This window comes from Helicobacter pylori SA221C, from assembly GCF_000476855.1.
Classification (GTDB): domain Bacteria; phylum Campylobacterota; class Campylobacteria; order Campylobacterales; family Helicobacteraceae; genus Helicobacter; species Helicobacter pylori_DK.
The window spans coordinates 21,207-47,381 of record NZ_CBPT010000012.1; the positions used below are offsets into that span (position 1 = coordinate 21,207).

Annotated in this window: 21 protein-coding genes and 1 tRNA gene; 10 read left to right on the top strand and 12 right to left on the bottom strand. The window is 39.8% G+C overall.

Going from position 1 to position 26,175, the window contains the following annotated elements:
- The first annotated feature begins 7 nt into the window (after window positions 1-7).
- Window positions 8-1,645, top strand: a complete 1,638-nt coding sequence (gene pgi / locus QU01_RS06130) for a glucose-6-phosphate isomerase (protein WP_033762941.1) — start codon at window positions 8-10, stop codon at window positions 1,643-1,645.
- A 278-nt stretch (window positions 1,646-1,923) separates the two neighbouring features.
- On the top strand, window positions 1,924-3,339 hold the full coding sequence (gene hofH, locus QU01_RS06135; protein ID WP_033762940.1) for an outer membrane beta-barrel protein HofH: 1,416 nt from the start codon (window positions 1,924-1,926) through the stop codon (window positions 3,337-3,339).
- A gap of 328 nt (window positions 3,340-3,667) precedes the next feature.
- Here hofH and QU01_RS06140 read toward each other — a convergent pair whose 3' ends face one another.
- Window positions 3,668-5,731, bottom strand: a complete 2,064-nt coding sequence (locus QU01_RS06140; protein WP_033762938.1) for a carbon starvation CstA family protein — start codon at window positions 5,729-5,731, stop codon at window positions 3,668-3,670.
- A gap of 211 nt (window positions 5,732-5,942) precedes the next feature.
- Between QU01_RS06140 and QU01_RS06145 the strand changes: the two genes are divergently transcribed.
- From QU01_RS06145 to QU01_RS06165, 5 genes are all read left to right on the top strand, one after another.
- Window positions 5,943-6,596, top strand: a complete 654-nt coding sequence (locus tag QU01_RS06145; RefSeq protein ID WP_033762936.1) for an amino acid ABC transporter permease — start codon at window positions 5,943-5,945, stop codon at window positions 6,594-6,596.
- A gap of 1 nt (window position 6,597) precedes the next feature.
- Window positions 6,598-7,269, top strand: a complete 672-nt coding sequence (locus tag QU01_RS06150; protein ID WP_033762934.1) for an amino acid ABC transporter permease — start codon at window positions 6,598-6,600, stop codon at window positions 7,267-7,269.
- 1 nt (window position 7,270) lies between these two features.
- Window positions 7,271-8,017 carry an amino acid ABC transporter ATP-binding protein gene (locus QU01_RS06155; protein WP_033762932.1) on the top strand — a complete coding sequence of 249 codons (747 nt, stop codon included), beginning with the start codon at window positions 7,271-7,273 and terminating at the stop codon, window positions 8,015-8,017.
- Between the two features lie 48 nt (window positions 8,018-8,065).
- Window positions 8,066-8,899: a transporter substrate-binding domain-containing protein gene (locus QU01_RS06160; RefSeq protein ID WP_033762929.1), complete on the top strand. Its 834-nt coding sequence runs from the start codon at window positions 8,066-8,068 to the stop codon at window positions 8,897-8,899.
- A gap of 121 nt (window positions 8,900-9,020) precedes the next feature.
- Window positions 9,021-9,572 (top strand): hypothetical protein, encoded by a 552-nt coding sequence (locus QU01_RS06165; protein WP_033762927.1) that lies wholly within the window; start codon window positions 9,021-9,023, stop codon window positions 9,570-9,572.
- Window positions 9,573-9,844: 272 nt separating this feature from the next.
- Here QU01_RS06165 and QU01_RS06170 read toward each other — a convergent pair whose 3' ends face one another.
- From QU01_RS06170 to QU01_RS06200, 8 genes are all read right to left on the bottom strand, one after another.
- A complete protein-coding gene (locus QU01_RS06170) occupies window positions 9,845-11,068 on the bottom strand; it encodes a sugar MFS transporter (protein WP_033762925.1) in 1,224 nt (407 codons plus the stop codon).
- A 128-nt stretch (window positions 11,069-11,196) separates the two neighbouring features.
- On the bottom strand, window positions 11,197-12,504 hold the full coding sequence (locus QU01_RS06175; protein WP_033762924.1) for an NCS2 family permease: 1,308 nt from the start codon (window positions 12,502-12,504) through the stop codon (window positions 11,197-11,199).
- Window positions 12,505-12,966: 462 nt separating this feature from the next.
- A complete protein-coding gene (locus QU01_RS06180) occupies window positions 12,967-14,868 on the bottom strand; it encodes an outer membrane protein (RefSeq protein ID WP_033762923.1) in 1,902 nt (633 codons plus the stop codon).
- Window positions 14,869-14,998: 130 nt separating this feature from the next.
- On the bottom strand, window positions 14,999-15,193 hold the full coding sequence (locus QU01_RS08405) for a hypothetical protein (RefSeq protein WP_080248382.1): 195 nt from the start codon (window positions 15,191-15,193) through the stop codon (window positions 14,999-15,001).
- A 133-nt stretch (window positions 15,194-15,326) separates the two neighbouring features.
- Complete coding sequence (gene deoD, locus QU01_RS06185; protein WP_033762921.1) at window positions 15,327-16,028, bottom strand: purine-nucleoside phosphorylase; 702 nt, start codon at window positions 16,026-16,028, stop codon at window positions 15,327-15,329.
- On the bottom strand, window positions 16,025-17,266 hold the full coding sequence (locus tag QU01_RS06190) for a phosphopentomutase (RefSeq protein ID WP_033762919.1): 1,242 nt from the start codon (window positions 17,264-17,266) through the stop codon (window positions 16,025-16,027). The genes deoD and QU01_RS06190 overlap by 4 nt, the downstream gene beginning before the upstream one ends.
- A gap of 11 nt (window positions 17,267-17,277) precedes the next feature.
- Entirely contained in the window at window positions 17,278-18,534 is a 1,257-nt protein-coding gene (locus QU01_RS06195; RefSeq protein ID WP_033763550.1) for a NupC/NupG family nucleoside CNT transporter, read from the bottom strand.
- 105 nt (window positions 18,535-18,639) lie between these two features.
- Window positions 18,640-18,717 (bottom strand) — tRNA-Met (locus QU01_RS06200).
- 179 nt (window positions 18,718-18,896) lie between these two features.
- Here QU01_RS06200 and QU01_RS06205 point away from each other — a divergent pair.
- Together QU01_RS06205 and QU01_RS06210 are read left to right on the top strand one after the other, a co-directional pair.
- A complete protein-coding gene (locus QU01_RS06205; protein ID WP_324286956.1) occupies window positions 18,897-20,189 on the top strand; it encodes an MFS transporter in 1,293 nt (430 codons plus the stop codon).
- An 18-nt stretch (window positions 20,190-20,207) separates the two neighbouring features.
- Window positions 20,208-20,969 carry a tRNA 2-thiocytidine(32) synthetase TtcA gene (locus tag QU01_RS06210; protein ID WP_000312858.1) on the top strand — a complete coding sequence of 254 codons (762 nt, stop codon included), beginning with the start codon at window positions 20,208-20,210 and terminating at the stop codon, window positions 20,967-20,969.
- A 9-nt stretch (window positions 20,970-20,978) separates the two neighbouring features.
- Here the strand turns inward: QU01_RS06210 and QU01_RS06215 are convergent, their stop codons facing one another.
- From QU01_RS06215 to QU01_RS06225, 3 genes are all read right to left on the bottom strand, one after another.
- Window positions 20,979-22,130 carry a cation:proton antiporter gene (locus QU01_RS06215; protein ID WP_033762912.1) on the bottom strand — a complete coding sequence of 384 codons (1,152 nt, stop codon included), beginning with the start codon at window positions 22,128-22,130 and terminating at the stop codon, window positions 20,979-20,981.
- Between the two features lie 25 nt (window positions 22,131-22,155).
- Window positions 22,156-23,535: an HP1184 family multidrug efflux MATE transporter gene (locus QU01_RS06220; protein ID WP_033762911.1), complete on the bottom strand. Its 1,380-nt coding sequence runs from the start codon at window positions 23,533-23,535 to the stop codon at window positions 22,156-22,158.
- A gap of 160 nt (window positions 23,536-23,695) precedes the next feature.
- Entirely contained in the window at window positions 23,696-24,871 is a 1,176-nt protein-coding gene (locus tag QU01_RS06225; protein WP_033762910.1) for a sugar transporter, read from the bottom strand.
- Between the two features lie 277 nt (window positions 24,872-25,148).
- On the opposite strand from QU01_RS06225, the gene QU01_RS06230 reads away from it, so the two are divergent.
- Window positions 25,149-25,892, top strand: coding sequence for a carbonic anhydrase (locus tag QU01_RS06230; protein ID WP_033762908.1), 744 nt, complete (start codon window positions 25,149-25,151; stop codon window positions 25,890-25,892).
- Window positions 25,893-26,175 lie beyond the last annotated feature (283 nt).

Consider the following 26,175-nt stretch of genomic DNA (forward strand, 5'->3'; position numbering starts at 1 on the left):
GGTATTGATGCTAACCCAATTAAAAACTTATCCAAAATTACTCAAACATTATGAAGAAATTAAAGAAGCGCATATGCGCGATTGGTTTTCTAAAGACAAAGAGCGAGCGAGCCGTTATTTCGTGCAATTGGAAAGCTTGAGCTTGGATTATTCCAAAAACCGCTTGAACGATACCACCTTAAAGCTTCTTTTTGAATTAGCGGATGACTGCTCTTTAAAAGAAAAGATTGAAGCGATGTTTAAGGGCGAAAAAATCAACACCACCGAAAAAAGGGCCGTTTTACACACCGCTTTAAGAAGCTTGAATGACACTGAAATCTTGCTAGACAACATGGAAGTGTTAAAAAGCGTTCGGAGCGTTTTAAAACGCATGCGAGCCTTTAGCGATAGCGTGAGGAGCGGTAAAAGATTAGGCTATACCAATCAAGTGATCACCGATATTGTCAATATCGGCATTGGGGGGTCAGATTTAGGCGCTTTAATGGTTTGCACCGCCTTAAAACGCTACGGCCACCCGAGATTAAAAATGCATTTTGTGTCTAATGTGGATGGCACACAGATTCTAGATGTTTTAGAAAAAATCAATCCGGCCAGCACGCTTTTTATCGTGGCTTCTAAGACTTTTTCCACTCAAGAAACCTTAACCAACGCCCTAACCGCTAGAAAATGGTTTGTAGAAAGAAGCGGCGATGAAAAGCATATCGCTAAGCACTTTGTAGCGGTATCCACCAATAAAGAAGCCGTGCAACAATTTGGCATTGATGAGCATAACATGTTTGAATTTTGGGATTTTGTAGGGGGGCGCTATAGCTTGTGGTCGGCTATTGGCTTGTCCATTATGATCTATTTAGGGAAGAAAAATTTTAACGCTCTTTTGAAAGGAGCGTATCTAATGGATGAGCATTTTAGAAACGCCCCTTTTGAAAGCAATTTACCCGTTTTAATGGGGCTGATTGGCGTGTGGTATATCAATTTTTTCCAATCCAAAAGCCACTTGATCGCTCCTTACGATCAGTATTTGAGGCATTTCCCTAAATTCATTCAGCAATTAGATATGGAAAGTAATGGCAAACGCATCAGCAAAAAAGGCGAAATCATCCCCTACGACACTTGCCCTGTTGTTTGGGGCGATATGGGCATTAACGCTCAGCACGCCTTTTTCCAACTCTTGCATCAAGGCACGCATTTAATCCCCATTGATTTTATCGCCTCTTTGGATAAAAAGCCTAACGCTAAAGGCCACCATGAGATTTTATTCAGCAATGTTTTAGCGCAAGCGCAAGCCTTCATGAAAGGCAAAAGCTATGAAGAAGCGCTTGGGGAATTGCTTTCTAAAGGCTTAGACAAAGATGAAGCCAAAGACTTGGCTCACCACAGGGTGTTTTTTGGCAACCGCCCCTCTAATATCCTTTTATTAGAAAAGATTTCACCAAGCAATATTGGGGCGTTGGTGGCTCTTTATGAGCATAAGGTCTTTGTGCAAGGGGTCATTTGGGATATTAACAGCTTTGATCAATGGGGCGTGGAGCTTGGGAAAGAATTAGCCGTGCCGATTTTGCAAGAATTAGAAGGGCATAAAAGCAACGCTTTTTTTGACAGCTCCACCAAGCATTTAATAGAATTGTATAAAAATTATAACCAATAGGTTTGTTTTACGACAGAATATAATCTCATTCTTAATGGATCTATCCACAATGATCCGTTAAGAATAACGGATTTTAGCGCCATGTGTTAGCTATTTGAATTTAAAGAGAGTAAAATTTCTACAAATTGATCGTTTTTAGCTTTTAAAAGCTTGACTTTCTCATCATATGCATTATTTTACATATTATAATTACTTCAAAGCTAAGAATAATAAAAATCAAAGAATAGATTTATCTTTAAAAATATTTGCATTTACTAATCTTATTTTAGGAGGCATGCATGAAAAAGGCAAGTCAGGTTTTATTCTTTGGGGCATTTTTAAGCTCTTCTTTACAAGGTTTTGAAGCTAAGCTCAACGGCTTTGTGGATCAATCCAGCACGATCGGTTTTAACCAGCATAAAATCAATAAAGAAAGAGGCATCTACCCTATGCAGCAATTCGCAACGATTGCGGGCTATTTAGGGCTTGGTTTTAGCCTGTTACCCAAAAAGGTTTCAGACCATGTTCTAAAAGGCAAAATAGGGGGCATGGTCGGATCTATTTTCTATGACGGCACGAAGAAGTTTGAAGATGGATCTGTGGCTTACAACCTCTTTGGTTATTACGATGGGTTCATGGGGGGCTATACGAATATCTTACAAACCGATAGCCTTGAAACACAGAACATGAAACACAACAAAAATGTCCGCAATTATGTCTTTAGCGATGCGTATTTAGAATACGCTTATAAGAATTATTTTGAAATAAAAGCCGGACGCTATCTCTCCACTATGCCTTATAAAAGCGGTCAAACGCAAGGCTTTCAAGTTTCTGGGCAATACAAGCATGCGCGCTTGACTTGGTTTAGCTCTTTTGGGAGGGCGTTCGCTTACGGCTCGTTTTTGATGGATTGGTTTGCCGCACGAACCACTTATAGCGGAGGCTTTACCAAAAACAATAAGGGAGGTTATGATAGCCATGGGCGAAAGGTGCTTTATGGCACGCATGCGGTGCAACTCACCTATAAACCTCATCGTTTCCTCATAGAAGGCTTTTATTACCTTTCGCCTCAAATCTTTAACGCTCCGGGCGTTAAGATCGGCTGGGACTCTAACCCTAATTTTAGCGGCACAGGCTTTCGCTCTGATACAGCTATCATAGGGTTTTTCCCCATTTACTACCCTTGGATGATCGTTAAAGCCAATGGAAGCCCGGTCTATAGATACGACACGCCTGCCACTCAAAACGGGCAAAACCTTTATATCCGCCAACGCTTTGACATCAACAATTACAATGTTTCAATCGCCTTTTATAAAGTCTTTCAAAACGCTAATGGTTGGATAGGCAACATGGGGAATCCAAGCGGTGTGATCATGGGGAGTAACAGCGTCTATGCGGGTTTTACAGGCACAGCCCTTAAAAGAGACGCCGCTACGATTTTCCTTTCTTGCGGCGGCACTCATTTTGCTAAAAAATTCACATGGAAATTCGCCACGCAATATTCCGCCTCTGTGGTTTCTTGGGAAGCGAGAGCGATGCTTTCTTTAGGGTATAAATTCTCTGAATATTTGAGCGGCAGCATTGATCTTTCATATTATGGCGTGCATACCAACAAAGGCTTTAAACCGGGTGAAAATGGGCCTGTGCCTAAAAACTTCCCGGCTCTTTATTCTGACAGGAGTGCTTTATACACAGCCCTAATAGCGTCTTTTTGATGCTACCCCCTATGATATGGTAGGCGTCTTTTTGATGCTATGATCACAAAATATAGTAGGCATTATTTTGATGCTGTCTCCTACGATATGATAGGCGTTTTTTAACGCTGTTCCTCTAATCTCTATATGTAAAATTTCTTTTCAAGCGAAAGCTCTTTGTTAAATCATACCCATTAAGCAAAATACAAGTTCATTTTTAATTTAAAGCAAACGATAGCTTTTTAAAAACCCAAGCAGAAATCCCAAACGTCTTTAGTGTTTGCACGCTTCACGAACAAGGTCAAACTTTTTTCTATGGATTTAAAGGGGGTTAAAACCCCTTTTTTATTCAAGCGGCTTTGATATAGGGCGTTTCAGCCAGTGGTGGGTAAATTTGATTTTTAAAATAAGCGTTTGAGCAAATCCTAACGCTCACTATTAAAACCAATAGTGCCACGAGCATGAAAAACACGCACAAAATCGCATCAATCGCATGGTTAAAAAAGGATTTTTGGAGCGTTTTTAGCGCTTTTTCATCGGTAGTGAGCGCGATTTTTTCTTTGATGATTTGCATTTGCGCCACATGCGAAACGTTATTCAGCACGCTATCATCACTCTTTGGCATTACTTTTAAAATACCGCTATAAAAAGTGATAAATAAAATCAAAACTGCCGGTAAGGCGCTTACCATCGCCCCCTTAAAACGCCCCATTTTAAACAACACCACCGTAACCAACAACAACGCCATGCCCGCTAACATCTGATTGCTCACGCCAAATAAAGGCCATAGCGTATAAATCCCCCCTTTAGGATCGATCGTGCCTTGATACAAGAAATACCCCCACCCTGCCACGCACAAAAGAGTGGCAAAAATCCCAGCCTTATAAGAGCTAAGATTACCCAAAGGCTTATAAACATTACCGAGCAAATCTTGGATCATGAAACGAGCGGTTCGTGTGCCAGCATCCACAGCGGTTAAAATGAACAAAGCTTCAAACAAAATCGCAAAATGGTACCAAAACGCCATCACGCTTGGATCCCCTAAAATGTGATACACGATCATCGCTAAACCGATCGCAAAAGTGGGCGCCCCACCGGTGCGGCTCAAAATGGAGCTTTCACCGATGTTTTTGGTCATCTCACTGATTTCTTCAGCGCTGATGCTAAACCCCCATGAGCTAATCACCGAAGCCGCATCAGCTATATCTTTACCGATGCTCACTTCTGGGGAATTGATAGCGAAATAAAGCCCTGGGTGTAAAATCCCCGCACACACCAACGCCATAAGAGCCACAACGCTCTCCATCACCATAGAGCCATAGCCCACTAGCCTTGCGTCGCTTTCTTTAGCGAGCATTTTAGGGGTCGTGCCTGAAGAAATTAAAGCATGAAAGCCGCTAATCGTCCCGCAAGCCACCGTGATAAACAAGAAAGGGAACACGCTTCCTGCAAACACAGGCCCACTGCCATCTACAAAGGGCGTGATTTTAGGGATTTGTAAAGGCGGAGCGACAAAAACAATAGCCACAACCAACACCCCTATCACGCCAATTTTTAAAAAAGTGCTTAAATAATCTCGTGGAGCGAGTAAAAACCATACCGGTAAAATAGAAGCCACAAACCCATAGCCCATGATCATCCACGCTAAAGAACTGGCTTCAAAGGTGAATATTGACGCTAATTTAGGATCTAAAGAAATATATTTGCCCGCATAAATCGCTATAATCAATAGGATAAAGCCAATAACAGAAACTTCCAAAATCTTATGCGGCCTGAAAAACCGCATGTAAAGCCCCATAAGAATCGCAATGGGAATGGTCATAGCGATCGTAAAAAAGCCCCAAGGCGAATGCGCTAAAGCCTTCACCACCACCATCGCTAAAATCGCAATGATAATGAGCATGATCCCTAAAATGCCAAGACTGGCGATCATGCCTACAAATTGACCCATTTCAAGTTTGATCATTTCGCCTAAAGACTTGCCATCGCGCCTAATGGAAGCAAAAAGCACCACAAAATCATGCACGCAACCCCCTAAAACCGAGCCTATCAAAATCCATAGAATAGAGGGCAAGTAACCCATTTGAGCGGCTAGTATCGGGCCTACTAAAGGGCCAGCCCCAGCAATAGCAGCAAAATGATGCCCAAAGGTGATGGCTTTATCGGTTGGCACAAAATCCTTGCCGTCATTCCTTACGCATGCAGGCGTGGCTCTGCTATCGTCTAGCTTTAACACCCTGTAAGCGATAAAATGGCTATAAAAACGATAGCCTATGCTATAAATACAAGCGCTCGCTACTACAAGCCATAGCGTGTTAATGCTCTCACCCTTGTGTAAGGCTAACACCCCTAAACAGATCGCCCCTAAAATAGCGGTAAAAACCCAAGCCAAAGAAACTAAACTTTTTTGCATGTCCTCTCCATTTAATGATTGTTTAATCATTGTTGTTAATTTCAGCCAGTTTTTTTATTATAATCCAAAATTTCTTTGAATAGTGGCAAAATAGCTCATAAACTTCCCGCTTAAAGGCTTGGGTTTTCCAAACTTCTAACAATTGGGGTGAATAAGAGCTGTTTTTAAACATGATGCTTTAAAGCGTCATTAATTTTTAAGGTATAGCGTTATGGCATTAGATTGGGATTTTATGTTTCACTCCATCCCTATGTTTTTTAAGGGGTTAAAACTCACGCTTTATATTTCTTTTTTTGGGATTTTGCTCTCTCTTTTGGTGGGGTTTTTGTGCGCGATCATTTTGTATTTTAAAATGCGCTTCATCTCTCCTATCATCTATATCTATGGCGAAATCGCTAGGAACACGCCCCTACTCATCCAGCTTTTCTTTTTGTATTATGGGTTGAATGAAATCGGTTTGAGCGCTTTAGAATGCGCGATTTTAGCGTTAGGGTTTTTGGGTGGGGGGTATATGAGTCAAAGTTTTTTGCTTGGGTTTAAGAGCCTAGCTTCCATTCAAAAAGAAAGCGCTTTGAGTTTAGGGTTTAGCCCTTTGAAGATGATGTATTATATTATTCTGCCTCAAAGTTTAAGCGTTTCTATGCCTTCTATAGGGGCGAATGTGATTTTTTTACTCAAAGAAACTTCTGTGGTGGGCGCGATAGCCCTAACCGATATTATGTTTGTGGCGAAAGATTTTATTGGCATTTATTACAAAACGACTGAAAGCCTTTTGATGTTAAGCGTTGCTTATTTGATCGCTTTGCTCCCTTTAAGCGTTTTGTTTGTGATCTTAGAGCGCTTCTTTAAAAAGAAAGTGGCTTAAAATGGGAGTTTTGTTAGAATTAGACAACCTTAAGCGTTTGTTAGAAGGGTTTGAAACCACTCTTTTGATCGCTCTTAGCTCTGCAATGATTTCAATCATTGTTGGAATGCTTTTAGGGAGTTTGATGGCGTTTGGCTCTAAAATAATGGTTTTGGCGTGTCGTGTGTATTTAGAAAGCATTCGCATCATCCCGCTTTTAGCATGGCTTTTTATTGTGTATTTTGGGTTAGCGAGCTGGTTTGATTTGCATATTAGCGCGGTTTTGGCAAGCATCATTGTTTTTAGCTTGTGGGGGGGCGCTGAAATGATGGATTTGACTAGAGGGGTTTTAACTTCCGTGAGCAAACACCAAGTAGAAAGCGCTCTAGCCTTAGGCATGGATTCAAAAAAGGTGATTTTTAATGTTATTTTTCCCCAAAGCTTTTTGTCTTTATTGCCCTCAAGCCTTAATTTGTTCACGCGTATGATTAAAACCACAGCCTTAGTCTCTCTCATTGGAGCGATTGATTTGTTAAAAGTGGGCCAGCAAATCATAGAGCTTAACCTCTTACGCATGCCCAATGCGAGCTTTGTGGTTTATGGCGTTATCTTAATGTTTTATTTTAGTTTATGCTATAGTTTGAGCCTGTATAGTTCCTATTTAGAAAAAAAATTCCAACACATTAGAGGGTAAAATGAGCGTGATTTTAGAAACCAAAGGGTTAAAAAAAACCTATCAAAACCATTTGGTTTTAGACGGCATCAATTTCACTTTAAATAAGGGTGAAGTGGCAGTGATTTTAGGGCCTAGCGGGTGCGGGAAAAGCACTTTTTTAAAATGCCTAAACGGGCTTGAAAAGATTGATGGAGGTGAAATCCTTTTTGAAAACACTAATCTTAATACGCCAGCCACTAACTGGAATCAAATGCGCCAAAAAATAGGCATGGTGTTTCAAAATTATGAATTGTTCCCGCATTTAAATGTGTTAGATAATATCTTACTCGCTCCTTTAAAAGTGCAAAAACGATCCAAAGATGAGGTCATTTCTCAAGCCGTAGAGCTTTTAAAGCGAGTGGGTTTGGAGCATAAACAACAAGCTTACCCTAAAGAATTGAGCGGTGGGCAAAAACAACGAGTAGCGATCGTGCGCTCTTTGTGCATGCGGCCCAAAATCATGCTCTTTGATGAAGTAACCGCCTCTTTAGACCCTGAAATGGTTAAAGAAGTTTTAGAAGTGATTTTAGAATTAGCCACAACGGGCATGAGCATGGTGATTGTAACGCATGAAATGAAATTCGCGCAAAAAATCGCTCATAAAATCGTGTTTTTTGATAGCGGTAAAATCGCTGAAGAAAACAGCGCCAAAGAATTTTTTAATAACCCTAAATCTCAAAGAGCACAAAAATTTTTAGAAACTTTCCATTTTTTAGGGAGCTGTTAAATAAAGTTTGCTAAAAAGATGATTTCAATTCCAAAAAAAGGTGTTTTTATGAAAACAAACGGGCTTTTTAAGGTATGGGGGCTGTTTTTAGTGTTAATCGCTTTAGTCTTTAGTGCATGTTCTGACAGCCATAAAGAAAAAAAGGACGCTTTAGAAGTCATTAAACAAAGAGGGGTTTTAAAAGTGGGGGTTTTTAGCGATAAGCCTCCTTTTGGCTCTGTGGATTCTAAAGGGAAATATCAAGGCTATGATGTAGTCATCGCTAAACGCATGGCCCTTGATTTATTGGGCGATGAAAATAAGATTGAGTTTATTCCTGTAGAAGCTTCAGCTAGGGTGGAATTTTTAAAAGCCAATAAGGTGGATATTATCATGGCTAATTTCACGCGCACTAAAGAAAGAGAAAAAGTCGTGGATTTCGCTAAGCCGTATATGAAAGTCGCTTTGGGGGTAATTTCTAAAGATGGGGTCATTAAAAATATAGAAGAGTTGAAAGATAAAGAGTTGATTGTGAATAAAGGCACGACAGCGGATTTTTATTTCACTAAAAATTACCCCAATATCAAACTTTTGAAATTTGAGCAAAACACAGAGACTTTTTTAGCCCTTTTAAACAATAAGGCTACCGCTCTAGCCCATGACAACACTTTATTGCTCGCTTGGATAAAACAACACCCTGAGTTTAAATTAGGCATTACAAGCCTTGGCGATAAGGATGTGATCGCTCCAGCGATTAAAAAGGGCAACCCTAAGCTTTTAGAATGGTTGAATAACGAGATTGATTCCCTCATTTCTAGCGACTTTTTAAAAGAAGCTTACAAGGAAACTTTAGAGCCTGTTTATGGCGATGAAATCAAACCGGAAGAAATTATTTTTGAATGATTTCTTTAGGCTTTGTTTTCTTGACAGAGCATGTTTTTGTTGCTAAATTAGCGGTTTTGTGATCTTTTTGTTTTTCATTTTGAGATATATTTGTTTGATTTTACATTGAAAGGATTTGTTGATGAGTCATTTTCATAAGCGTTGTTTGAAATTTTCATTGGTTGGGTTGCTAGGGCTTTTGAGCGTTCAGCTTGACGCTAGGAGTTTTGTTGATGGGGATTTAGACATTCAAAAATTCAGCTATGAAGATTCTCTGCTTAAAAAGGGAGACCCTAATGGCGTGCATAAGGTGCAGGTGCGAGATTATAAAGGCAAAATGCAAGAAGCTGAAATCCACTCAGAAATACGCATCGCGCTTAAACCGGGGGTTAAAAAAGAAGTTAAAAAAGGCAAAATTTATAGCGCTCAAATCAATGATGGCATGTGCTATGCTTTTAGAATGCTCCAAACCGGCGATAATACCACAGGCCTTGATTCTAAAGAGTTCCCCAAGCAAAGTCGTGAAAAAAAGGGTCGTGTGATCACTTTAATCGGTAAAGATGAAGTGCCTTATCTTATTTTAGAGACGGATTGTCAAGTGGGTGATATTGCAAAAATCTCTTTGGTGGGTAATTTTGATGGCACTGGGTTTCTTACGGAATATAAATTCAAAGACGCTAAACCCATTTACTAGTCTTTATTCTTCGCTTCATTCTTAAAATCTCTTAATCTTTTGTGGTTAGGGGATTTTTTTATTCATTGGCAGTGTTTTTGATCGCATCTTAAAAATTTTAAAAACCCTGTTTGTGTTTTTGTCTCAAGTTGTTAAAAAAGCTCTGTTCTCATCAAATACTGACAAATAAAACCTTTTATGGAGCGCTTGCTTGATTAAAGTCAAGTTCTTTATTACTGATTTTTAAAACAAGATAAAAGAAAGGAAAAAAGAAAGAAACCCCCCCCTTTTTTTTAGGAGTTTTCTTCTTGCTTATACCCTTTAAGCGCAAAGAAGAGGATATAAAAATAGCACAACAACGGCACACCATAAGCGTAGAGTAAATTTGATTCGGTTGCTGCTAGCATGTCTGTAACCGCACCTTGAATGGGGGGGATTAACGCCCCTCCCACAATCGCCATGCTAATCACCCCAGAAGCCTTAGAAGTGAGATGCCCTAAATTGAGCGTAGCCAAAGAAAAGATGGTAGGGAACATGATAGAGTTGAAAAAGCCCACAAAAGTCAGAGCGAATAAAGCGATCTTGCCTCCAATGAGAATAGCCAAAGCGATAAGCACGATAGAGCTTAAGGCGTTGAAAGCCAGGTATTTATTAGGGGCAATTTTATTCATCAACACACTGCCTAAGAAACGGCCCACCATCGCGCCTCCCCAATAATACACCAAGTAATGCGCAGTTGATTGAGGGTCTAAATTCAAAAGCTTTTCAAAGCTTAGCACCAAGAATGAGCCAATCGCCACTTCTCCTCCCACATAGAAAAAGATCCCCAAAGCCCCAAAAACAAAGTGTTTGTGCGAAAACAAGCTTTTTTGCGTCGTCTCTTTAGGCATTTCTTTTTCCACATCAGGCAATTTCAAAAGATACATGATGAGCGCTAAAAGAAGCGAAAACACCGCCAAGCCCAAATAAGGCATTTGAACGCTTTTAGCGTCCGCTAGTTTGTCTATCAAACTTGCATTATCGCCCATTTTAGTCGTGCTAAAAATCAACAAGCTCCCAAAAATAGGCCCTAAAGTCGTGCCAAGCGAATTGAACGCCTGGACTAAAACCAGGTTTCTGGCTTCTTTACCTTTAGAAAGCAAGGTTACAAAGGGATTACCAGCGGTTTGCAAGCACACAATCCCGCTCGCTAAAATAAACAACGCTCCTAAAAAAAACCCATAGGATCCAAAATGCGCCGCCGGATAAAACAACGCGCACCCCGTCGCTGTGATCACAAAACCAAGCACCACGCCAAAAGGGTAGCCGATTTTACTGATCACATTCCCAAAAACTCCTCCCATGATAAAATACGCCCCAAAAAAGCAAAATTGAATGAGTGAAGCTTCAAAATAGGTCAAGTCAAAAATGGGCTTTAAGTGTGGGATTAAAATGTCGTTTAAAACCGTGATAAAACCCATTAGAAAGAATAGCGCTGTCAAACTCCCCAGCGCCAAAGTGTTAGAAGTTTTTTGCATACCTTCTCCTTTTTTATTGAGTTGATATAATAATAATGATATTACAATTATTTTAAGATAATAATCTGTCTAAATAAAGAAAAAGAGGCATGAAATGGGTAAAAAATGCAAAGCCCCTTAAAAAGAGCTTAACGAAAGATAAATACAGAAACAGAAATGATGCAGAGAATGATGATGCCTGAATTGAGCGCTTTGAAGTCTTTTTGAACCAATTTGATGATACTATAAGACAAAAAGCCAAAGGCTAAGCCATCGGCAATAGAGAAGGTTAAGGGCATCATCACCACGGTTAAAAAAGTGGAAACGCTAATGGCCATGTCTTTAAAATTCACCCCCTCTAACACGCTAAACATCAAAACCCCTACTACCACTAGCACCGGATAAATCGCATTGCTGGGAATGGCTTTTAAAAGAGGCAAGCAAAAGAGCGTTAAAACAAAAAATAATCCGGTAAAAACCGCTGTAAGCCCTGTGCGGCCCCCCTCTTCAACCCCACTCGCGCTCTCTATAAAAGCGGTCGTGGTAGAAACGCCCACCACCGCGCTCCCTAAAGAAGCCACCGCATCCGCTTCCAAAGTCTTTTCCAATTCCTTATTTTTTTCTTCATCATTGAAAAAATCAGTCTTGTGGCCAATCCCTGCAAGCGTGCCTAAAGAATCAAACAAATCGGTTACAAAAAAAGTGATGATGACTGGCACTAACGCTAAAGTGAAAGCCCCACTCGCATCAAAAAAAATGCCCTTAAAGTCTAATTGAAAGGCGATAGGGCTAATGCTAGCGGGCATGGAAAAAAATTCGCTAGGGTAAGGAGCCAGCTTTAAAACCCATGCGAGAATGGAAGTGATTAAGACCGCTATAATAAAAGAACCCTTGATTTTGAGCGTGTAGAGCGCAAAAGTTAAAACGATCCCCACAACCCCCAATAACACATGCGGATCGCCAAAATCGCCTAAAGTTACAAGCGTAGCCTTATGGGTAACGACGATATGCATTTCTTTAAGGCCAATAAATGCGATAAAAGCCCCTATCCCCGCGCTCACCGCACGCCTTAAATCGCTAGGAATGCTTCGCATGACCCAACTTCTAAATTTGGTGAAAGACAAAATCACAAAAATCGCTCCAGAGAGCGCTACGATGCCTAAAGCGCTCTGCCAAGGGAGTTTTAGCCCCTGAACCAACCCAAAGCTAAAATAAGCTGACAGCCCTAAGCCCACGCTCATAGCGATGGGGGTATTTGCCCATAACCCGTTAAACACGCTCGATAAGATAGTGATAATGGCAGTCGCACTCAAAAGGGCTTCATAAGGCATGTTGGCGTGAGAAAGGATAAGAGCGTTTAAGGGCACGATGTAAATCATGGTGATAAAAGTCGTTAAACCCGCTCTAAACTCGGTGGCAATGTTCGTGTTGTGTTCTTTAAGCTTGAAAAACCCCATGTTAGATAACTCCTTACTATTTGGTATAGATTAATTTAATAAGGGGCTTTGGGGTCATGCTAGCGCTATTTTATTTTAAATTGCCTTAAGATGCTTGATTGTGTTGTTTCAATCAAAAGAAGTGAGTAAAAAACCCTTTTTTTAGAAAAACTCCGCTAAAAAATTTTTTAATAAAAACCGCAAAAAAGCTCATCTTGTAAGGCAATTTCACTCTTTAATGGTTTTTGAGAGCGTTTTTTAAATTTGAAAAGATTGTTGCAAAACAAACGCCCCATAAGAGCGATTATGGGGATAAATTCTAAAAAGGAGTTTGCCATGGAAAACTAAAAACGAAAAATAAAAATGGCGGAAACATTATACCTTAAAATTTCTTTTTTTAGGTTTAATAACTATTTTTTTGAAAATTTTTAGCTTTAGAGGTTTTTTAGAAGTTTAACCCCCCCTTTTTTAAAAAGAGGGTTTTTAATACGCAAACACATAATTGAGATACACGCTATAAAGCCTTCGGTATTCTAGTTTGGTGTCTAGAAAAGAATAGTAATTCGTGTTAATGGTAGGGATTTTCACGCCCAATTCCATGCCATGTTGAGCCGCATGATGACTATCTTTTTTCTTAGGTCTAGCGAGATTGGTTCTCAAGCCTAAATTGAATAAAAATTGGAAGTTAGCCGTATTCACTTTAGCGCTATAGACATTGCTGATGGTTTTTAAATTCACGAATTGAGAATTAAGCCATGAAGTCCCTGCTAAGGCGATGCCTCCAAAAACGCCCACTGAAATCTGGTTATTCTTGCCTAAAAAGTTGGTGTTTTTATCATTGATGAAATTAAACAACAAATCGCTACCCACCCCATAAGTCCACACATCAGAAGCCGAATTAAAAAAGCTGGATTTGATATAAGCGTGGTTGTAATCAAAGAAACCATAATACCTTAACCCCCATCTTTTCTTTTCTCCAAAAAATTGCTTATAACCCACTTGCACCCCAAGGCCATTCATCGCCCCGTTATTGGTTTGAGAACTAATGATGCCCACCCGTTTGAAAGGGTTATGACCGAGTTCTTGAACAATGGTGTTGGCTAGGGTTTCAGCTTGATTGATTTGAGGCGTTTGGCTAGAAAAAGAAGCGTTGCTACTTTCTAGCGAAGTTAGGGTTTGTTTCACGCCCGCGCAGCCTTTCCCCCAAGTGTTACTAGAAACGCTTTCACTTGAAGCATTCGCATTGCATTCTTCTATATAATTTTTAAGAACTCCTGTAGAAATCCTATTGAAATCGCTCCCCACTTGATTGGCCAGTTTTAAAACCGCTGCTTGAGATTGAGCGTTTTTGAGCATGCTTTGAGCCAAAGCGATACTATTAGGGGAGTTAAGGTTAAAGTTATTGGGTTGCGCGATGCTTTTTAGTGGGGCAGTATTAAGCTGTTGGGTTTCTTGAACGATGTTTTGAGCGTTACTGATCATGTCTGAAATAGCGCTAAATTCCGTGCCAAAAACGCTACACGAATTTTGGTTAGCGCTTGTTTGCCATGAAGGGGTGTTTGCGCCATTAGTCCCACCATTGCTACTAGACTTCCCTTTCAACATCGGGCAATTGTCTTGAAGGGTGTTGATGATGGTTTGTGCTTGGGTTAAAAGATTTTGTGCATCGTTAATATAAGTATCAGTGATGCTAACTGTAGCATCAGCAGCATTATTATTGTTATTATTGACATTAATGTTTTGAGCGTTGGTTGCTGTTTTAATGGTTACTTCCACCGTTTTTTTTGTATCGCTTAAAGCAGGGAGACCTTGTTTCAAAGCGGCTTGGATGATTTGATACGCTTTATTGAGCGTTGCAAATTGTTCAATGGACAGATGAGAATTTTTGCCCGCTGGAAGAGTCCCTAAACCATTACTACCGCAAGTGATCGAATCTGAACCTTGTCCTGGCTGGTTGTAAAAAGTTTCTGTGGTGTTGTGATTGGGTTTATCCGTATAGCCTCCGCATATAACCGCATAAGCTATGCTATTCCATAACCCCACCGTGGATTTTAGCGCTAAAAGCGTGGCTTGATAGGCAGGGGAATTGTCTGTTGTATCAATTAAACTTTGCGCGCTTTTGTTTAAATTACCAATCGCTTGATTGATCGCTGTGGCGCTGTTTGCGTTAATCGCTTCTGGATTGGAATGGCTGTGATTAGCTAAAAGCTTGTTCAAGTTTTCATAAGCGTCTGAAAGTTTTTGCACCTTGTCGGCGTTTTTCACTTTTTGAACCGCTTCACCGATTTGATAGCCCACGCTTAAAAAAACGCCGTTGTCTTCAGCATGCAAGAGTGATGCCGCAAGAGTTAGAGAAAGCAAAATTGTTTTTTTCGTTTTTTTCATAAGATGTTCCTTAAAGTAATGTTTTATTGTAAAAATGTATCAAAATGAGAACTTATTTACAATGCGTTTAATTTTACCACAAATTTATTGAATTTCAAAAAAAAGTTTTAGGGTGTTTTGATGCACTCAATCAAGCTTTTAAGAGTGTTTTTAATTGATTGGGATTTGGTTTTAGAAAGATTGTTGTAAAACAAACACCCCCATAAGTGCAATTATGGGGATAATTTTTAATGGGAGTTTGCCATGAAAACAGAAAATGGTAAAAACTCTTGGAAAACATTATACCTTGAAATTTCGTTTTTGGGGTGTAAAGTTGTTGTTTTATTGAAGCGGTAGTTTTGTAAAACGAAGTTTCTGTAAAACGATAGCTTTAGTTTTTCCAAAGTTCCCTTAAGGCTTTTAGCTTTAAGGGTTTTCCTTAAAATTTTATCCTTAACTTATGGGGGCAACAAAAAAGGCTAACTCATCATCTCTAAAGCCAAAATTATCATGTTATCAAAGCTTTCTACCCTTTCTTTAGGGCTTAAGGCTTCTTTAGTGATCAAGTGATCCGAAACCGAGCACAAGCATAAAGCTTTAGCGTTCAATTCCATCGCCGTGGCGTATAACCCTGCCGCTTCCATTTCAATAGCCAAATGGTTGTATTGGGCCATCAAATCAAAGGCATGCGTTTCAAAAGAATAGAAAAAATCGCTTGAAAAAATATTACCCACTTTCAAATCAATACCCAAACGCTTTGCTGTTTGATACGCTCTTAAACTCAATTCAAAATCAGGCGTTGCGCTCAAATCGTGGTTTAAAAAACGCATCCGATTGGTTTTAGAATCCGTTGAAGCTCCAATCGCCATGATAATGTCTTTCAGGCCAACTTTTGGGCTAATCGCCCCGCAAGTGCCAATCCTTAAAAGCTCTTTAACCTGATAGGTTTTAATGAGCTCCGTTACATAAATCGTGCATGACGCAATACCCATGCCATGCCCCATTAAAGAAATCCCCTTACCCTTATACTTCCCGCTAAAGCCTAGCATGTTACGCACATTCGTGATCTCTTTGGCGTCTTGTAAAAATTTTTTTGCAATGTAGCTCACCCTTAAGGGATCGCCGCATAAAAGGCATTGAGGATAAAAATCGCCGATTTTGGCGTTAATGTGAGGGGTCATGGTTGTCCTTTAAAGTTTAATAAGTTTTTGCCATAATCTAGGGGGCTTAATCCCAAAAAATAAGCGATGCTCTGCCCAATATCCGCAAACGACTCGCTCTTGCCTAAAAAAGCTGGTTGTAAATCTTTGTGGTAGAACAAAACAGGAATGTATTCTCGTGTGTGATCGGTGCCTTTAAAGCTGGGATCGCACCCATGATCGGCGCAAAGAATGAGCAAATCGTTTTCCCTTAAATTTTCTAAAATCTCTTTTAAGCGCGCATCAAAATACTCTAAAGCGTTAGCATACCCGCTAATATCGCGCCGATGCCCATAATCGCTATCAAAATGCACAAAATTCGTAAAAATCAAGCTGTTGTTTGGGGCGTTTTTGACTCGCTCTAAAGTAACATCGCATAGCTCCATTAAACTACCGGCTTTGAACTTTTGAGTGATCCCCACATGAGCGTAAATATCAGCGATTTTTCCAATACTAATGACTTCGCCCTGCTTTTCTTCAATGAATGTTTCAAAAAGCAATTTTTTATGGGGCTTTATCGCATAGTCTTTGCGCTTAGCGGTGCGTTTGAAATTGTCTTTATTTGTGCCAATAAAGGGGCGCGCGATCACTCTGGCAATCTTTAACGGCTCTAGAATTTGAAACACTTCTTCACAAAGAGCGTATAAGTTATCCAGCCCAAATTTTTCTTCATGTGCAGCGATTTGAAACACTGAATCTGCTGAAGTGTAAAAAATGGGGTATAAAGTTTCTAAATGCTTTTCGCCTAAATCTTTAATGATTTCAGTCCCTGATGCATGGCAATTCCCTAAATAGCCCTTAATCTTAGTTTTGTGCATGATTTCATCTAAAATTTCTTTAGGAAACGAATCATTTTTGTCTTTAAAATACCCCCACTCAAAAAGAACGGGCGCGCCCATCATCTCCCAATGCCCAGAAATCGTATCCTTAGCACTAGAAAGTTCTTTGGCGTAAGCGTAAGCCCCTATTAAATTAGGTTGGGATTGAAAGCCTAAGGGCAATTCGTTTGCGGCTTTTAAAGCACTCAAACCTAAACCCAAACTCTCTAAATAAGGCAGTTTCAAAGCCCCATTGCGATCGTTAGAATCAGCCAGGTTATTGAAACAAGCCTTAGCGATATTGCCTAAAGTGTTCGCCCCCAAATCGCCAAAATCTTTAGCGTCTTCGCTAGCCCCTATACCAAAAGAATCCAATAATAAGATTACCACTCTTTTTTGCATGTTTTGTCCTTTTAATGAGCGTTTAGTCCTATGAATAACCCGGCAATAGTCGCGCTCATGAAATTAGAAAGCGTGCCTACAAGCACCGCTTTTAAAGCAAACCTTATAATGAGATCCTTCTTTTTAGGCACTAAACTGCCAAGCCCTCCAATGAGCATAGCGACTGAACTTAAGTTAGCAAACCCGCACAACGCAAAAGTGATGATAGCTTTAGTTTTCTCGCTCAAGATTAAAGGAGGGTTATCGCCCAAATAAGGCAAAAATTGCATATAACCCACAAATTCATTGAGCGCGATTTTAATGCCTATGATTTCTCCGGCAATCCCAGCCTGGCTCCACGGAATGCCTAGCATAAAGGCTAAGGGTTTTAAGAGCGTACCTAAAATTAACCCTAAAGACAAATGCTCCATGCCTAAAAACCCCCCTACAACCCCTAAAAGCCCGTTAATGAGTGCGAGCATCCCCACAAAGGCTAAAAGCATCGCTCCCACATGCAAGGCTAAATTTAGCCCTGTGCTTGCCCCATTAGCGATAGCTTCTATGGCATTGACATGCTTTTCTGCAGAAACATCTGCATGGCTAGAAATGGTTTCGTTTTGCGGGTAAATGATTTTAGCGAACAACAAACCCCCAGGAGCGGACATAAACGAAGCAGCGATCAAATAAGGCAAAGGAATGCCCATGCTCGCATACCCGGCTAACACAGGCCCCGCAACGCTAGCCATGCCCACGCACATGACCGCAAAAATCTCTGAATCGCTCATGCTTTTCAAATAAGGTTTAATGACTAGGGGTGCTTCGGTGTGCGCTACAAAAATATTAGCCGCTGCACTCATGCTTTCTGCTTTAGAAGTGCCTAAGCATTTTTGCAACGCCCCACCGATGAGATTGATAAATAAAGGCATGATTTTTAAATAATATAGAAGTGAAATCAAGCTAGCAAAAAAGATAATGATCGCTAAAACATTGATCGCAAAGATAAAGCCTCCTATCCCTTGATCGCCTTTAGCGTTTGGAGCGAGATTGCCAAATAAAAAACGCACCCCCTCATAGCCGTAAGAAATCACGCTTTGTATGCCACTGGCTAAACCTTGCAGCATTTCCCTACCCAAAGGCACATATAAAGCCAACGCCCCTAAAGCCACTTGAATCACAAAGGTGCTGACAATCGTGCGATAATTAATAGCCCTTTTATTGCTAGAAAACACCCAAGCAATAAGAAAAAGCACCGCCATCCCTACAACACTAAAAAGAGAGCTAAAAATCATCGTCAAATCCCTAATGTAAGAAATTAAAAGATGCAACGCTATTGTAGTTTAGGTTTGCTAAAAAAAAGATTAAATGAATATTAAATGAAGTTTAAATCAAAATCATGGTGTCAAGAGGGGGACTTGAACCCCCGACCTCCGGCTTATGAGACCAGCGCTCTAAACCAGCTGAGCTACCTTGACACAAGCGATTTTATAAAAAATAAAGAGTAAGATTATACAAAAAATTTTCTTAAAAATCCATTAAAATTAAACTTTTATTATCAATCCTACTTCCTCAAATTGATGACAAAAGTTGGGCATTTTCTTGTAAAATAACCCGCATGTTTAAGAAAATTTTTCCATTAGCGTTAGTGTCGTCGTTGCGGTTTTTAGGGCTTTTTATTGTTTTGCCGGTCATCAGTTTGTATGCGGATAGTTTCCATTCAAGCAGCCCCTTACTCGTGGGGTTGGCTGTGGGCGGAGCGTATCTTACGCAAATTGTTTTTCAAACCCCCATGGGCATTCTTAGCGATAAGATAGGCCGTAAAGTGGTGGTTATGGTGTGCTTATTATTGTTTTTAGCTGGCTCGTTAGTGTGCTTTATGGCGAATGATATTATTACGCTCGTTATCGGGCGCTTCATTCAAGGCATGGGGGCTTTAGGGGGGGTTATTAGCGCGATGGTGGCTGATGAAGTGAAAGAAGAAGAGCGCACCAAAGCCATGGCGATCATGGGGGCGTTTATTTTCATTAGCTTCACTATAAGCATGGCGATTGGCCCTGGGGTTGTGGCGTTCTTTGGGGGGGCAAAATGGCTCTTCTTGCTCACGGCGATCTTAACTTTATTGAGTTTGTTGATGCTTTTAAAAGTCAAAGATGCCCCCAAAATTTCTTACCAAATCAAAAACATAAAAGCTTACCAACCCAACTCTAAAGCCTTGTATCTTTTGTATCTAAGTTCTTTTTTTGAAAAAGCGTTCATGACGCTTATTTTTGTGCTGATCCCTTTAGCCTTAGTGAATGAATTCCATAAAGATGAAAGTTTTTTGATCTTGGTGTATGTGCCTGGAGCCTTATTAGGGGTTTTAAGCATGGGGATAGCGAGCGTTATGGCTGAAAAATACAACAAGCCTAAAGGGGTGATGCTTTCTGGCGTGTTGTTGTTTATTATGAGTTATTTGTGCTTGTTTTTAGCCGACTCTAGCTTTTTGGGGAAATATTTATGGCTCTTTATTGTTGGGGTGGCGTTTTTCTTTATTGGCTTTGCTACCTTAGAGCCTATCATGCAATCTTTAGCGTCTAAATTTGCTAAAGCAAACGAAAAAGGCAAGGTTTTAGGGCAATTCACTACTTTTGGCTATTTAGGGAGCTTTGTTGGGGGCGTGAGCGGGGGGTTAAGCTATCATCATTTAGGCGTTTCTAACACAAGCTTAATCGTTGTAGCTTTAGGGCTTATTTGGGGGCTATCGCTCTTTTTACTCCATAACCCTTCCAAGCAAAAAAATGTCTATTTCCCCTTAGACGCTTATAATGAGGAACAATTTGAAATTTTAGGGGACAAAATCATTGAATGGTATGTTAATATTAGCGAAGAAATCATTATTGTGAAATATAATTCCGATCACATTAGCGAAGAAGAAATCATTCGCTTAGCGCGAAACTTTAGAAAATAAAACAATTAAGGATCAAAAATGGCCTATGAAATTTCTAAAAAAGTCTTACACATTGTAGGCAAGACCAACGCCACTTACAAACTCATAGAAGAAGGCGATAAAATCTTATTAGGATTGAGTGGAGGCAAGGATTCTATCATGCTCGCTTGCATCTTAGCCAGGATGCAAAAACATGCCCCTTTCAAATTTGATTTTAAAGCGGTTACCGTGCATTATGGTTTGGGCGAAGATTTGAAATGGTTGAGCGATTTGTGCCAAGAGCAAGGCATTGAGCATGAGATCATTTACACCCAAATCGCTGCCACGATCAACGAAAAACGCCGTGAAAAAAGCTCGTTTTGTTCGTTTTGTTCTCGTTTGAGGCGAGGGACTTTGTATTCTAAGGCTTTAGAAGAAGGCTATAATAAAGTCGCTATCGCGCATCATTTAGATGATGCGGTGGAGAGCTTTTTTATGAATTTCACTTATAACGGGAGTTTGAGGAGCATGCCCCCCATTTATAGGGCTGAAAACGGCTTGTTGGTGATCCGCCCTTTGATTAAAGTTCGAGAAGCCAGCAGCATTCATTTTGTCACTTCTCAAAATATTCCGGTTGCCCCTGATTGCAATTGCCCGGCCAAACAGCCCACCTCTGATAAACCCCCTATCGCGCGATTAGCCACTAAAAATTTCTTAAAAGAAATGCAAAACTTGCACCCTCGTTTCTTTGATAGCTTAGAAAACGCGTTTAATAATGTCCAAGCGAACAGCTTTAGCGATTCTAAATATTTAGACGCTTAAAGCTTTCATTTAAGCTTTTTTGTTGAGTATTTTGATCGCAATCGTGAACAATACCCCTTCAAAAATAGCCGCCATGAGCAACGCGTAGTAGGTGTTTTGCGAGATCGCTTGCGCTTTTAAGCCTACCGCTGCAGTGGTTACTAAAAAAGTTAAAGGCATAGAAGCCCCTAAGGCGAATGAAAATAAATGCTTAGCTTCTTTAAAGTATTTGCGCCACAATAAGGTTGAAGTGATTAAGTGCAAACTCAACATCGCTATGACAATCAATATCCCTTGGAGAATCAAATGCGGGTTTAAAAATACTAATTTTAAGTCTAAAGTAGAGCCTACATGGATGAAAAACAAAGGCACAAAAAACCCAAAACCCACATCATTGAGCTTGTGGATCAATTCTGATTTATGGGGGAAAAAAGTAGAAACGACTAACCCCGCTAGAAACGCCCCTAAAACCATTTCTATTTTGAGCCACACCACGATCGCAACCAAGGAAAAAAAGAGCATGAGCGAAAAACGCACATCTTGGTTAAACTGACTGCTTTTAGGCATCACAAAAAGCTTTAAATGCGGGAACCACCAAAACAAAGTTTTAAAGATTTGAAACGCCACGATAATTAAGATTAAAAAAACAATGAGAATGCCTAAATCTTTAATCAAATCCATGCCCAAACCATGCGAATACACCCCATCCACGACCACCAAACCAAAAATGCTTAACAATTCCCCAATAACGCCCACTTTTAAAACCAAATCAAGCCACAAAATCTCTTTACGATAATCTTTGACTAAAGTCATGATCATGCCCAAACTGATAATAGGGAAAATCACCATAAAAATAGGCTCTAAATTAAGGCTAAAAGTAAGGATGAATGAAAGCGTGTATAAAATCAACAGATAAGCAAAAATGCGTTTTAAAAGAGAAACCCCTAATTTTTTAAACAAGTAAATCTCTACTTCCAAACCGCATAAAAACATTAAAAACAAAAAGCCAATTTCGGACATGATTTCAAAGCCTTTAGTTGACTCAATAAAACCCACATACGCCCCAACAGATCCAAATAAAATCTCCACAACCGTGATAGGCAAACGAGAGATTCTAGACATATAAGGAGCCATCACAATTAAAAGCATGATGAGCGCGAAAGTGAAAAATTCTGCATGCATGTCTTAATTTTACCTTATTTATTGGTTAAGTTTTCAAAGCGATAGGGTTTTTCTCTTTATAAGCGGTAAAAACCCCTTTTTTGATTTCATAATAAGTTACCCCTAACGCTACTAAAAACGCTAAAAATTGCGCGATAGGGTAAGTTACCCAAACGCCATTAATCCCATAGAAATGACTTAAAATCGGCAATAGAATAACTATAAACCCCAGCGTGTGCGAAAGGGTGATGATAAACGAACTTTTAGTGCGTTGGATGGATTGGAAAAACACCGCGCACAACAAAGTCATGCCTAAAAAAACATAGCCAACATAATAAATATTCATCGCTCTTTTAGTCTCTTGCATAAAAAGGGGGTCTTGTTCGCTTGGCTGCAAATAAAGCTTGATTAAAAATTCATCTAAGAAATAATAAACGCCATAGAAAACAATCCCTATACAAAACGCTGCTTTCAAACCAAAAATAAACACCTCTTTCACACGCTCTAAATTTCTAGCCCCATAGCTAAAACTCGCGATCGGTTGGATGCCTTGAGAAATCGCAAATAAAGTCGTAAAAAAGATAATCGCATTATACATAACGATCCCATACATGCTCACAAACCTTTCCCCAGCCGTGTGCATGATAGCGGTATTAAACAATAAAATCATAATAGAAGCGCTAAATTCCGCCGTGCTTTGAGGCACACCGCTTTTAGCTGAAGAAATGACCGAAGACAAAGAAAATCGTTTGATGAAATACAATTGCCCTTTTTTGCACCAAAAATGCTGCACTAAGACTAAAACCCCTATCGCATGCCCTATCACGGTGGCTATCGCGCTGCCTTGAACCCCCACTTCCAAAACAAAAATAAACAAATAATTGAAAAAAATATTCGCTAACGAGCCAACCAACATCGCCACCATCGCTAAAATGGGTCGTTTGTCATTCACCACAAAAACATCCGCTAAAGGGTGCAAAACCATAAAAACCGCGCCCATTAAAATGATTTCAATGTAGCGTTTGGACATGCCTAATAAAGCGTCATTACTCCCAAAAAAACGCGCGATATTTTCACTAAAAGGCAGTAAAATCATGCTCAAAATAAAGGCGCTTATAGCGACAAAATAAAACACGCTGCTAAACACAAGCCTGGCTCTATGGGTTTTATTTTGGCCTAAAAAATACCCTACAATGCTCGCTGCCCCAAAACCAAAAAGCAATTCATACGCTATTAAAGCCGGGAAAATAGGCCATGCGATATTGACGGCTGCAATAGCTTCTTTACCCAGTTTCTTGCCCACAAACATGCCGTCTATCATAGAATAAGTGGAAAGTGAAATCATAGAAAAAGCTAAAGGGATAAAGTAATAAAAAAAGAGCTTCCTGATAGAATCTTTATGCAAATCAATCTTTTTTTTGAGCATTTAAACCACACACCGCTTAAAAATTTGAGACAAATTTTGTTATTTTAACATAAAGAAAGAGACAATTTATCGGCTTGCACATTTGGATTTAAACAGCATCGTTAAATTTTAAAAAATATCTTTTAGCGCAAAAAAGGATTTTTTCTAGCCAATCCGCCTTTCATGTTTTTTTAAACTTTATCGTAATAAACCTAAGCCAAAAGAGCGCCAACAAACCTAACGCCCCACCCACAAAGCCAATATACCCTAGCCCTAATTGGTGGATCACAATACTGCCAAACAACGCTCCAGCCCCAATCCCCACATTATAGCTCCCTGAAAAAATCGCGCTTGCAACATCCGTAGCATCAGGCGCTAATTGCAACACCCTCATTTGTAACGCAATAGTGAGCGAAGTGATCCCCACCCCCCATAAAAAAATCTGTAAAAAGATCACCCATTCTAAGTTTTTAAACACAAACAACAAGAGTTGCGGGCAAATGACTAAAACCATTGCAAAAGCGATAAATTTTCTTGAATTTTTCGCGTACAAACGGCTGAATAAAAAACTCCCTGCCACGCCTGCTAACCCAAACACAAACAGCATTAGCGTCGTAATGTCAGGAGAAAATTGGCTGATTTGAATGATAAAAGGCTCAATATAGCTATAAGTGGTGAAATGTCCAGAAATAACCAAAATCACAAGCAAATAAATCCCCACCAAAAGCGGGCGTTTCATTAGTATAGGGACACTTGCGAGCGTGCCGGCGTTTCTACTCGGTAAAGACGGGAGTAATCTCCACATAAGCAGCATGATCAACAAAGCAACGCCTCCAATCACGCCAAAAGTGGAGCGCCAATCCAGGATTTGCCCGATGATCCTCCCAAGCGGTAACCCTAAAATCATCGCTAGCGAACTCCCTAACGCTAATAACCCTAAGGCTTGTTGTTTTTTGTTTCTTGGCGCGACACGAATGACTAAAGAGGCCGTGATGGACCAAAAAATAGAATGGGCAAAAGCGATGCCCATGCGAGAAATTAGCAGCACCCAAAAATCCCACGCTAACGCTGAAAGGATATGGCTAGCGATAAAAAGAGCAAAAAGAAAGAGTAATAAGCGTTTCCTTTCAATTTTAGCGCTAAGCAGCATCAAGGGCAATGAGCCAATAGACACCACCCATGCATAAGCAGTGATCATAAGCCCCACTGTTGCGCTCTCCATTTCAAAGCTTTTCGCAATGTCTGATAAGAGCGCGACAGGGACAAACTCCGTGGTGTTAAAAATAAACGCCGAAAGTGAAAACACAAAAACCCGCATTAAGGCGAATTTTTGATACGATTGTTTGGTTATCATCATTTAAATCTTAAGGGGTTAAATTTTCATTCAATTTGAAAACTTAAAGCATAAGACAAAAATTTTAATCGCTTGTAAATTGCGGGCTAATAAAAACAAATATTTTATATTCGCTATTGTAGGCGCGTTAATTTCATAGAATTGTTACCATGTAAAACAAAATTTAAAATCATTTTCAACTTTTAACCAATCTATTTTTTATAACTGCAATCGTTATTGATTAAGCGCTAAAATTAGATCATTGCTTTTTAATAGAATTTTAAAACAAAGGATAATTAAAATGAAAAAAACTTTTTTGATCGCTCTAGCGCTTGCAACTTCTCTTATAGGCGCTGAAAAAGCCCATTGGGATTATAAAAATAAAGAAAATGGCCCGCACCGCTGGGACAAATTGCACAAAGATTTTGAAGTGTGCAAAAGCGGTAAGAGCCAGTCTCCTATCAATATTGAGCATTATTACCACACGCAAGATAAAGCTGATTTGCAATTCAAATACGCCGCTTCCAAACCTAAAGCGGTCTTTTTCACCCATCACACCTTAAAAGCTTCGTTTGAGCCGACTAATCATATCAATTATAGAGGGCATGACTATGTGCTGGATAATGTGCATTTCCACGCCCCTATGGAGTTTTTAATTAATGGTAAAACCAGGCCTTTGAGCGCGCATTTCGTACATAAAGACGCTAAAGGGCGTTTGCTAGTGTTAGCGATTGGCTTTGAAGAAGGGAAAGAAAACCCCAACCTTGATCCGATTTTAGAAGGCATTCAAAAGAAACAGGATCTTAAAGCCGTGGCTTTAGACGCTTTCTTGCCTAAAACCATCAATTACTACCATTTTAACGGCTCTCTCACCGCTCCCCCTTGCACAGAAGGAGTGGCATGGTTTGTGATAGAAGAGCCTTTGGAAGTCTCTGCCAAACAATTAGCTGAAATCAAAAAACGCATGAAAAATTCGCCCAACCAACGCCCCGTCCAGCCTGACTACAACACCGTAATCATCAAAAGCTCAACTGAAACCCGCTAAAGATCCGCTAAATTTAAAACCCCCTCTTTTGAAAGAGGGAGGTAAAAGTCATTCTTCATAAAAAAACAACGCTAAAAATTGCAACCACACAATCTAAAGTGAATTGGTATTGTCAAAAGAGAGACTATCATTCTCTTAATGAATTAAAAGCGTTTGCTAAAGATTTGATTAAATCTTACCTAAACTACAAGGCGTAAAATGGGCTACAATCAATCTTTAGCTAAAGTTAGTATAATTATCGCTCTTTTTGTTAAAGAGCGGTTAAAATCAATTTAAAGCGAAA